The organism is Wenzhouxiangella sp. XN79A (genome assembly GCF_012272825.1).
Taxonomy (GTDB): Bacteria; Pseudomonadota; Gammaproteobacteria; order Xanthomonadales; family Wenzhouxiangellaceae.
This window is the reverse complement of record NZ_JAAWWS010000137.1, coordinates 125145-136288: the sequence shown is the minus strand read 5'-3', so window position 1 is coordinate 136288 and position 11144 is coordinate 125145. Positions and strand designations below refer to the sequence as shown.

At 70.1% G+C, this 11144-nt stretch carries 4 protein-coding genes; all 4 read right to left on the bottom strand.

What is annotated here, in order from left to right; all coding sequences use genetic code 11:
• On the bottom strand, positions 1-3999 hold a 3999-nt coding region (locus HFP89_RS05245), incomplete at its 3' end, for an MBG domain-containing protein (RefSeq protein ID WP_168716593.1).
• Positions 4000-4488: 489 nt separating this feature from the next.
• The gene (locus tag HFP89_RS05240) at positions 4489-4680 is read right to left on the bottom strand and encodes a hypothetical protein (protein WP_168716592.1); all 192 of its coding nucleotides are present in this window, start codon (positions 4678-4680) and stop codon (positions 4489-4491) included.
• A gap of 208 nt (positions 4681-4888) precedes the next feature.
• Entirely contained in the window at positions 4889-9703 is a 4815-nt protein-coding gene (locus HFP89_RS05235) for a putative Ig domain-containing protein (protein WP_168716591.1), read from the bottom strand.
• A complete protein-coding gene (locus HFP89_RS05230; protein ID WP_168716590.1) occupies positions 9700-11019 on the bottom strand; it encodes a PD40 domain-containing protein in 1320 nt (439 codons plus the stop codon). The genes HFP89_RS05235 and HFP89_RS05230 overlap by 4 nt, the downstream gene beginning before the upstream one ends.
• Between the last annotated feature and the right edge of the window lie 125 nt (positions 11020-11144).

Here is an 11144-nt window from a genome sequence, read left to right as displayed (position 1 = left end):
GGCCGGCGCGGGGGTGATCGTGAACGTGTCGGTGGCCGAGCCGGTGTAGCCGGGCTCGGTGATCGTGGCCACGACCGTGTAGCTGCCCGCGTCGGCCGGTTCGCCGCCGCCGTCGTAGGTCACCGAGGTGGCCAGGCCGGCCGGCGAGGTGGTGACGGTGGCGCCGAGTGCGCCGCCGGTGTAGACCCGGCTCAGGTCGCTCAGCGTCACGGTGGCGGCGGCCGCGGTGATCTCGAGCGTACCGGACGCCGAGCCGGTGTGGTTCGGGTCGTCGACCGTGGCGACCACGGCGTAGCTGCCGACGGCGCTCGGCGCGGTCGGGCTGCCGTCGTAGGTCACCTCGACGGTCAGGCTGGCCGGCGTGGTGGTCACGGTGACCGGCTTCGGCGAGCCGTCGAAGGTCTGGGACAGGTTCGACAGCGAGACCGTGGCCGGCGCGGGGGTGATCGTGAACGTGTCGGTGGCCGAGCCGGTGTAGCCGGGCTCGGTGATCGTGGCCACGACCGTGTAGCTGCCCGCGTCGGTCGGTTCGCCGCCGCCGTCGTAGGTCACCGAGGTGGCCAGGCCGGCCGGCGAGGTGGTGACGGTGGCGCCGAGTGCGCCGCCGGTGTAGGTCTGCGTCAGGTCGGCGAAAGCAATCGTGGCCGGAATGGCCGTGATCTCGTAGGGCGACAGCACGCTGCTCGACGTGTTGTTGGCGTCGCCCGGGTAACTCGCGCTGACATCGATGGCACCGACAACGGTCGAGGCCAGTGCGCAGGACGTGGCCGGAAGGACGATGTTGCATGAACTGCCGTTGCCGTCGCTGACGGTGACCGTGCCGGTCGGGGCGTAGCCGGCGACCGAGACCTCGACCGTGTACGGCGTGTTGTAGGCCTGCGAGCCGGCCGGCGTGATGCTGGTGATGTTGGTGGTCGACGACGCCTGCACGACGCCGTAGGCCGCGTTGCCGCTGCTGGGCGCGTCATCGGCGTCGCCCGAGTAGCTGGCGGTGATCGTCCTGGCGCCCGTCGTCGTCGAGGTCAGGTCGCAGGAGGCGTCGGGCAGGGTGATCGTGCAGCTGTCGGTGCCGTCGCTGACGTTCACGGTGCCGGTCGGCGACGCGCCGCTGACGGAAACGGCCACGGTGTACGGCTGACCGACGATCTGACTCGTCGCCGGCGTGATCGAATCGATCGTGGTGGTCGTCGGCGCGGGTCCGCCGGCCGGGACGACGCAGAATTCCAGCGCCCAGGCGTTCAGGGTGCCGGTGTCTGCCCCGACGTTGTCGGTGATCCGCAGCGTCCAGCTTCCGGCGGGCGACTGGCCGTCGAATGCCGACAGCGGATTGCTCGGCTGGTAGGTCCCGCCGCCGACCGGCGGACAGGGCCAGGTGCTGCTGGCCGAATCGGACAGGCTCAGGTCGAAATTGTCCTCGTTGGTGCAGCTCCGGTTCATGATCCGGACGGACGTGCCGGCCGGACTGACGAGGTCGAACGACAGGTCGTTGATCCAGGTGTGCGTGCCCTGGAGGCCGATGACATTGATGCTGTCGATCGGGTCCGCGATCGCCGTGACGAGCGTCGAATCGGTCGTCCGCGGCGTGCCGCTCGTCGCATCCTCGATGGCGATCGGAACGTCGGTGCTGGGGACGACGGTGCAGACCAGCGCAGTGGTCGTGAAGCTGGACGCGGAGAACCAGTTCCCGTTGCCGCAGGCATTGGACGCGCGAACACGCCAGTAGTAGGTCGTCGTCGAATCCAGGTCGGTCGCGACGGCATGGCTGGTGCCGGTGACGCTGGCGCTGTAGGCGATCGTGCCGAAGGTCGGCGAGGTCGAGATCTGCAGTTCGTAGCCGACCGCCTCACTGGCGGCGGTCCAGGTCAGCGTGGGCCGCAATGTCACGCCGGTGCTGCCGTTCGCGGGGCCGGTCAGGACGCCGCCGGCCGGGGCCGCGGTGACCAGGTTCAGCACGGCCTGGCCGTCCGCGGTGTTGGCCGGGTCGCTGTCGTCGGTCGCGGTGAACGCGATCGTGTAGCTTCCGCCGGCGGCTGCGCCGAGGTTGGACAGCGTGTAGATCGAATCCTTGTCGGGGTGCACGAGCGGATTCGGGCTGAACGCGCCCGAGGTGCCGGCGGGGTTGCCGGTCGCGCTCAGCGTCGCACTGCCGAGGAACTGGTCGTCCAGCGTGACCGTCAGGTCCGTGCTGCCGTCGGCGGCACAGACATCGGCCTCGGCCGGTGCGACCTGCAGGCCGATCGGGCAGGCACCGCCGAAGCGGGTGTTGCCGAGTTCGCGAGCGTCGGCCAGCTGGACCAGGCCCCAGCCGGTCGCCGGATCCCAGCCGGGTCCGTAGGTGCCGCCGCCGCCACCGTGCGTGCCGGTGAGGTCCTTCGCGCTGTCGCGCAACAGCTGGCGGATGTCCTTGTTGGTGACCGTGGCAGGGCCGCCGCAGGCGTCCCAGGCCAGCGCCAGCGCCGCGGCCACGCCGGGCGTGGCCATCGATGTCCCGCTGAGGAACGCGTAGCCGCCGTTGCAGGTGGTGCAGCTGGAGCCGTCGTCGGCGACCACGCGGATGGAGGCGCCCAGGTCGTCGGCGATCAGGGCCTGGCCGTCGGCCTGGCTCAGACTGATCGCGGGAATCAGCGGCGCGGTGCAGCCGCCGCCGCAGGTGCCGGCGAATTCGCCGGCGGCGTTGTTGTAGATGATCGCGGCCAGGCCCCCGTTGTCGCGGACCTCGTTGACCTTCACCGAAAACGAGACGTTGCCGCGCGAACAGATCACCACGGCGCCGTTCCAGCTGGCGTCCCCGCTACCGGCCTCGCAGAAGCCGCCGTCGACCAGCGTGGCCGTCACGTCGCCGAAGCCGGCCTCGTCGATATGACCGCCACTGAAGGTCTGCGTGCCGATCGCCTGGTAGGCCGGGACGCTGCCGTCGGGGAACGGATAGGTCGACAGCACGTTGACGCCGCCGCCGGAAAGCTCGACGACGTCCCATTCGACGTTTGCGGGCGGGTTGTTGGGGTCGTACGCGGTCGCCGGGTACTGGCTGAAGCTCGCCACGACCTCCGCTTCGTCGATCGCGGCCACGGAAATGACCGAGTCGTAGGAGGCCGGGAAGCTGGCCGTGGCATTGCCGCTGTTGCCGGCGGCGGCAACGCTGAGCAGCGGGGCGATGATGCCGTCGTCGCCCGGCACGCCGGTGTCGTAGAGAGACTGGAACAGGGCTTCTTCGGTCGCGCTGGCCCCACCGCCACCGAGGCTCATGCTGATGACGTTCGCGTCGCGATCCGCGCATTCCTGGATCGCAGCGCCCAGGTTGGACTGGCCGGTGACCCAGCTGCCGGAATTATCGAACACCTTGACGATGTGCAGCGCGGCCCCGCCCGGCATGGCGCCGACCACCCCGATATTGTTCATGACCGCGTTGGCCGTGCCCGCGACGTGCGTGCCGTGCCCGTTGCCGTCCTCGAACCAGTTCTCGCCGCTGATCTGCGAGAACCCGGTGATGGAGGTTCCGACGAAGTCGTCGTGCGGACCGTGGAAGCCGGTATCGATGATGCAGAACTTGACGCCGGAGCCGTCCGGGGCACCCGAGTCGACGATGTTGTCGCGGTTCCGGTCCCAGATATCGCGCGCCTGGTACTGGTCGATGTTGTAGGGGATGACCTCGGCCTGGATGCGATACTCGGGGACCGGTTCGATCAGTTCGATCCCCGCCCTGCGACCCAGCGCGTCGACGGCCTGTCGCGGCATGGTGATTGCAACGGAATGAACAGTGTCCAATCGGTGGGTGATTTCGCCGCCCAGTTCCCGGATGGCCCGGTCCGTGAGCGCGGCCCGGCCCGGCGTGAAGCGCACATAGTACGCCCCGACTTCCGATTCCTGGGCGCCCGGGGTGCCGGCGTCGGTCTGCGCGAGTCCCTGGTTCGTCGCGCCCAGTGCCGTCAGCAGCAGGACCACGCCGAGGAAGAGATGTGTGGGAAAGCGAAGTGCGATACGGGTCGTCGAGTCGATCATGTCGAGAATCATCCTGTGCCTCGGCGTTCCGCGCCCATGACCCTGCGGCCACGGGGCAGAAAAGCGGGCGCTCGTTCCGGATTCGTTGCAGCCGGTGGGTCGGCCGCCCCCTGTATTTCCGATTCGTCAGATTGGTTTTTGCATCGAGCGCATGAGGCACTCAACCCCTTGTGGCGCGTCACAATTTCATGACCTTGCCGCGATCAACAGTAGTCAAGTCTCCGGCGGCTTGCAATCCACCGACAGCAAGAATGCCCGGTTCTGTGAGATGCATCACGCAAAAAATCCGACTCACCGCGAGGCAGCTTCGGAAACGCCGACAGCCGGGGAATCGGTGCGCGGCCGCCGTGAGTGTCGGCGCAACGCGATGATGCCGACGGCGCCGGTGCCCGATCCGGTGCCCCGGACATCGTCGTGCGTTCGATACGGCGGCCTCGGCACCGGGCGTGCGGATCGGAGGCCGTTTCGATCATCGGCCGCTGTTCCGGATCATCCGTTTCGGGTCGCAACGACGTCGGCGATCGACAGCGCATTGGCCCCGGACTCGAGGGTGCGTACCCGGATCAGCACCATGCCAGGCAGGCCGAGGCCGCCGTCGGTGCCGTGGACCCTGTAGAAGTCGTCCGGGTCGGCGAGCGGGCGACGGCCCGGAGTGGCGTCGAGGAGACCGGCGGGCGACAAGGTGGCGGTCCGTCACAGGCTCACCCTCGACGCCGTGCGGGGTGCCCGGGAGGACGCTGACTCCTCGCCCCGCGGCACCCGAGACGCGTTGCCCGGGTGCCCCTTCACGTTCTGGCGGTGGAGCCTGGATGCAGTCCTCGCGGCGCGGCTCGGTCGATGCGAGGTGCCGGACGCGCCGATCCATCGTCCGTGGTCCGGTCCCGGCCAATCAGCCTTCCGGCGCGGTCGGCACGAAGTTGGCCACGAACACCGCCCAGCTGCCCGACTCGAGGTTGCGCGCGACGATCAGCACCGGGCCCGGCAGGCTCAGCACGCCGTCGGCTTCGTACACGGAGGCGAAGCCGTCCGGGTAGATCAGCTGTCGGCAGCCCGGCGTGCCGTCGAGGATGCAGCCGCGGGCCACGCCGATCGGCATGGAGTTGGCGTCGTCCCAGGCCTGGTCGAGACCGGTAGCCGCATCGAGGACGCCCTGGATCGCGTCCATCGCCGAATTGACGTCCCGGACATCGGAAGCACTCGACAGCGCCGACGCTGCGTCCGACGCGGCCGCGAACAGGGCCGGGCCGATCATGGTCACGGCGTTGTTCGGGCTCAGCGTGGGATCGAAGCCGAAGCCTTCCAGCGCCGACGGTGCGACGTCGAAGACGTGGATCGCCTGGCTGGCGCCGGTGATGATGCCGACCAGCGCGCCGGCGTTGGTGTAGGTCTGCAGCAGGTCGGCGGCGGCCACGGCACCGAGCATCCGGGCGGCTTCGCCGAGGTAGGGCACGTAGACGGTCTTGATGATCCGGGTCCGGATGCTGGAGGCGGTCAGGATGCCGGGCAGCGTGAAGCGGCCGGCCTGCGCGGTCCCGTCCGGGGCGAGGATGCCCTCGTCGCGCAGGGCCTGCCGGACCGCGCCGATATCGGCGGCGACCAGCCGCGGGATGCTGGTGCCGAGCAGTGCGACCACGGCCGGCGCCGCTTCGAGCACGCCGACCGGCGACGGATCGAGACCGACCCGGGCGGCGGCCGTCGCGGCCAGGTCCTGGTTGAGCAGGTTCAGCACCGCGTCGGGCACCGTCCCGCCGCGGACCTGCGCGGCGATTTCGTCGAACAGGACCAGCAGGTCGATGCCGATGCCGGCGTAGGCCCGGTCGTCGCTGCCGCGCGCCAGTCCGCCGGCCTGGGCCTGGGCGGCCGTCGGCGGCACGCCGCCATCCGGTGCGATCGGCGTCAGCGTGCGGAGCCTGCGCAGATCGATGTCGGCCTCGAGCGCCGCCAGCTGCTGGTCGAGCGCCTCGATCGCCGGTCCGTCGCTGACGGCGACGGCATCGATCAGGTCGGCGAGCAGGATGTCGAACTGCTCCAGCTGGGCGGCGAACTCGGTGAACACGGTGCCGCCGGGCCCGTCGCTGATCGCCGGCAGGATGGCGGCCGGGGCGGTCACCTGCTCCGGCGTCGGCGCGTCGAAGGCGGCCTCGACCCGCAGTTCGCCCTGCGAATCCGGCGCGGTGGTGATCACGTTCCCGCCGAGCGTCGGGGGCGTGCCGAACAGGCGATCGGGATCCACGTCGAGGCTCAGGGTGACCGACGGCTGCGGGTCCAGCGGCGTGCCGTCGAGGTCGCGGACTTCGACGGCGACCGTTGCGGAAGCCCCGGCCGGCACCAGCGGCGGGTCGATCGTGATCCGCGCCCTCGGCCCGCCGGAAACCACCAGGGCGACATCGCTGCCGGGCGGCACCGCGGCGTTCGGCGGCGGGTCCTGCGAAAGGACCATGCCGCGCGGCACGGTCGGGTCGTTGGCCCAGGCGACCGGCGCGGCGGCCAGGCCGGCGCCGGCCAGGGCGTCCTGGGCCTCGGGCAGCTCGAGCCCGCCGAGGCGGGGGACGGTCACCGGCACCGGGCCGCGGGAGATTTCCACGGTCACACCGCCGCCGGCGGCGATGGCCACGCCGGCGGCGGGCGACTGCGAGGCGACGCGGCCGACCGCGACCGTATCGCTGAACGTGTCGCGCAGCGGGTCGGCGCGCAGTTCGAGCTGTTCGAGCGCGGCGACGGCAGCGATCTCGTCGAGGCCGGCGAGGTCGGGCACGGTCACCGGCGCCCGGACCTCGAGCACGAAGTCCTGGTAAGCGGCCACGTTCAGCGTATCGGTCACGCCAACCACGACCGGGTGCGGTCCGAGATCGCCGGCTCCGGGGGTCCAGGCGACGCGGCCCTCGGCGCTGATCGCCATGCCGACCGGGCCTTCGGCGATGGAAAAGGACAATTGCTCGCCGGCGTCGGCGTCGACGGCCAGCACGTCGTAGACGTACTCGAAGCCGGGCGAGGCGAGCAGGCCGGGCGTCGACAGGATGCGCGGGGCCGCGTTCGGCGGCAGGATCTCGATCGAGACCTCGGCCACGTTCGACTGCAGCTCGCCGTCGCTGGCCCGGTAGGTGAACGCGTCCCGATCCTCCGTGCGTGCTTCGGGCAGTCGCTGGTTGATCATCGCCTGGTTCAGGCCCGGCAGCAGCCAGTGCGCGCGCTCGCGGGCCGGGATGGTCAGGTCGTCGTTGACGTTGGTGACGCGGTAGCGGTGTTCGTTCCAGAGCGGGCGCATCGGCGGCCAGTCGTCGGTCGGGCTCTCCCAGACGCTGACCACGGCATTGGTCCCGAAGTCGAAGCCGCCGTTGACGATCATCTCGGCCGCGCCGTCGTTGTCGACGTCGGCGAAGACGGGCACGGTGTAATTGAACGGCCGCGGTATGTCGGTCGCCAGGAACAACTTCTCCGTGCCGTCGCGGCCGTCCCAGACGTGGAAGTCACTGTTCCAGTCGACATAGACCACCTCGACGAAGCCGTCGCGGTCGAGGTCGATCACCGAGGCCCCGGTCGAGCGGGTGTCGACGACTTTGCTCCACTTGACCGAGCCGTCGCGACCGTCCAGCACCTGGAACAGGTCGGCCGCGGCGTGGTTCGGATACAGCACGTCCGCGTAGCCGTCGGCGTCGACATCGGCCACGGTCAGCGGCGCGGTGTTGAAGCTGAACTCTCCGCTGCTTTCCCAGAGATCGGTTCCGTCATGGTTCCATGCCACGACGTTGCCGCGGTTGTCCGGGAAGGACCCGCCACCGCGCGTACGCACGAGTTCGGGAAAGGGGTCGTCGTCCAGGTTGGCGACCACGGGATAGTCCGTGCTCAGGCTCTGGCTGAAGTTGTCGGTCCGCTTCCACAGCAGCGCGCCGTCGTGCGACCAGGCGACATTGCCGACCACGATTTCCGGATCGCGGTCCAGGTCGAGATCGACGATGGTGACGCGGGTGGGCGATGCGTCGCCCACCGTCGTTCCCGGTTCGTGGACGGTCTGCAGGGAGCGACCCTCGTGGTCCCAGACGTGATAGCCGGCCGGGCCGAAATCGGGCGCGGCGACGATCTCGGGGATGCCGTCCTGATCGAGATCGACCACCGTGATCGCTGCGCTGTCGAGCTGTCGATTGCCGCGTCGCACGTCGTCCATGTAGAAGACGTTGGGCAGGGGGTCGCTGACCCACTTCAGGCCGCCGTCGTGCTCGAACGCATACAGCTGAAGATTGGCGGGGGGGCTGGAATCGGCGTCGCCGCCGATGACCAGCACCTCCGCAAATCCATCGAGGTCGATATCCGCGAGCGCGGCCTGTGCGGTCTCGTCGATCTCGCGGCTGGAGAATCGGAACGCCCACAGCTCGCTGCCGCTTTCGCCGTCGATCGCGACGATGCGATCCTCGAACGTGTCGATGCAGTCACAGACGACCAGGTCGGCCCCGCCGTCTCCGTCCAGATCACCGATCACCGGCAGCCAGCTGTCGGCGCCCCCGAAGTTGTCGTACGAGAACTTCTCGACGAAGCCGACGGTGCCGACCGGCACGTCCGGCGTGTAGTCGAAGCCGCCGTCGGCGTTCAGCGTCAGACTGCCGCGCTGGGGGCCGTCGACCAGCAAGGCGGTCAGGGAGTCGGAGTTCGGATCGGTGTCGTTGTCCAGCACGCCGGGCGGATCGATCGTCAGCGTGTCGCCGCGCTCGACGCGGTAGACGCCGTCGTCGATGGCCAGCGGCGCGCGATTGAAATCGACGCGGATCTCGAAGGTGGCCTCGTCGGCTGCGCCCAGCGCATCGGTCACGCGCACGGTGACCGGGTGCGGGCCCAGCTGCAATCGCGTCGGCGTCCAGCCGATGGCGCCGGTGTCCGGATCGATCGCCATGCCCGACGGCCGCACGGGCAGCGACCAGCCAAGGACATCCCCGGGATCCGGGTCGCTGGCCACGGGCTGGATCGCGACCGGGAGGTCCGGCGTTGCGCCGCGGTCGGGCAGGTCGGCCAGGACCGGCGGCTCGTTGACCGCGACGGTCACGGTGAATCGTGTCTCGCCGAAGCGGCCTCCGGCATCTGTGGCGCGGACCCGCACCGGGTAGCTGCCGATATCGCCGGGGCCGGTCAGCCACTCCAGCTGGCCGCCGACCGGGTCCAGCGTCATGCCCGCGGGCGCCTCCTCCAGCGTCAGCAGCGGCGGCGTGGCGGCACCCGGGTCCTCGACCTCCACGATGAGCGTGAGCAAGTCGCCGACCGCCACGCCCCGGTCGGCGATCGGCAGGACCGTCGGTGCCGCATCGGGATCGATGACGTCGATCGTGAAGGTCAGCGTATTGGCCAGGCCGGCCAGGTCCTCGACCCGGACGGTCACGGTCTGGCTGCCGATCTGGCTCGCGTTCGGCGTCCAGTCGATCTCACCGGTCCCGGCGCGCAGCGTCAGGCCGGCGGGGCTTTCGTCCAGCGAGAACTCGAGGCCGGCCTGGTTGGCCGGTTCCGATGTGTCGATGTCGAGCGCGAGCGGGCGCGCCACCACCGCGACCTGCGGATCCACCGGCACGAACTGCGGCACGTTGCCGGTGCCTTCGAACCCTTCGAGGAACAGCACCTCGCCGTCGCCGGCCGACAGCGCGGCTGGCAGCAGGAGGAGGATCGCGAGCAGCCCGGCCAGCACGGCGGCGCCATGGTCGAACGGAAAGGAAGGGCGAGGGCTCATGGGCTGCTCCACAACGGATTGGGGACGCGGAAGATGTCCCGGGCCGCGTTGTCGTCGCCCGGCACCAGGTTCGTTGCATCGGACTCGAACACGATCCAGGCCCCGTCGCCCGAGATCGCCGGGGCGGCGCTGGAACCGTTGGATTCGCCGCCGGGGGGCTGGCCGACGCGCACCGTCGTCCCGGTCGTCCGGTCGTGGACGAAGATGTCGGCCCGGCCGTTGCTGTCGTCGGGCACCAGGTTGCCGGCGACGGAGCGGAAGGCCACGAATCGACCGTCGTCGGAGATCGACGGGTCCATGCTGTGGCCGTCGGCCTCCGTGCCGTCGGTCGAGACGCTTACCCGGGTCGTTGTCGATGTCGTGCGGTCGCGCACGAAGATGTCGACGCGTCCGTTGGTGTCGCCGGCGACCAGGTCACTGGCCGCGGAACGGAACGCGACGGCCGAAGCGTCGCCGGAGATCGCCGGGTCGAAGCTCGGACCGTTGCCCGATGCCCCGCCGGCCGTGGTGCTGGCCAATTCCAGCATGCCGCTGGCGCGGACCTTGACGACCACGTCGGGCGCACCGTTGTCGTCGCCGGGAACGAGTTCGGAAAAGGTCTCGAAGGCGATCGTGCCGCCGTCCTGGCTGACCGACGGCGAGCGGCTGTCCGCGTCCAGCTCCGCGCCCGCCGTGAGCCGGCTGACGCGCTCGATCGGCGGCGTCGGCTGCGTGTCCCGGTCGTAGACGAACACGTCGAAGGTGCTATTGGAATCGTCGTTCGGCGGCCGGATGGACGTCGGCCAGGCTCCCTGAAGGTTGTCCCGGGTCACGAAGGCCACGAACCGTCCGTCGCCCGAGATCGCGCCCTGGAGGCGGGCGGTCCCGGGCGCCGCCGGATTGCCGGAGCTGGTGTTCGGAACGAGATATTCGGTGGTCGCGCTGATCCGATCGCGCAGTGCGGTGACCAGTACGGCCGAGGCCGGGTGCTTGGCCTCGAACACGACGAAGCGCCCGTCGCCGGAGATCGACGGCGCCTTGCTGAAGTCGGTCGCCGGCTGCCCGTCCGGCCGCAGGCTGACCGGCTGGGTGGTGCCGGCGGCGAGGTCGCGCAGGAAGATGTCCGGCAGACCGTTGGTATCGGCCGGGGCCAGGTTGTCCGCGTTCGACCGGAAGGCCACGAGCGTGCCGTCGTCGGAAACGGCCGCCGCGTAGCTGCCGCCGTTGGCGGGTTGCTCGTCGTCGCTCAGGCTGACACGCTCGATCTGTGCAGCCGTCGGCCCGGCCAGCAGCGCGATCGCTGCGACCGGAACCAGGGAAAACCATCGAATCCGCATGCGCTTCCGTCCTGGGTCGGGTAGGTTCCAGTGGGGTAAGCGCAGGGCGGGCGGAAAACGTATCAGGAACCGGCACCGCCGGCTTGTGACCGCCCGGGGCGGCGGCTAGACTGACCGTTGAACAT

Bases quoted from the DNA above. Each gene is read 5' to 3' on its own strand.
- HFP89_RS05235 (WP_168716591.1), bottom strand. From the start codon at position 9,703: ATGAGCCCTCGCCCTTCCTTTCCGTTCGACCATGGCGCCGCCGTGCTG.
- HFP89_RS05230 (WP_168716590.1), bottom strand. From the start codon at position 11,019: ATGCGGATTCGATGGTTTTCCCTGGTTCCGGTCGCAGCGATCGCGCTG.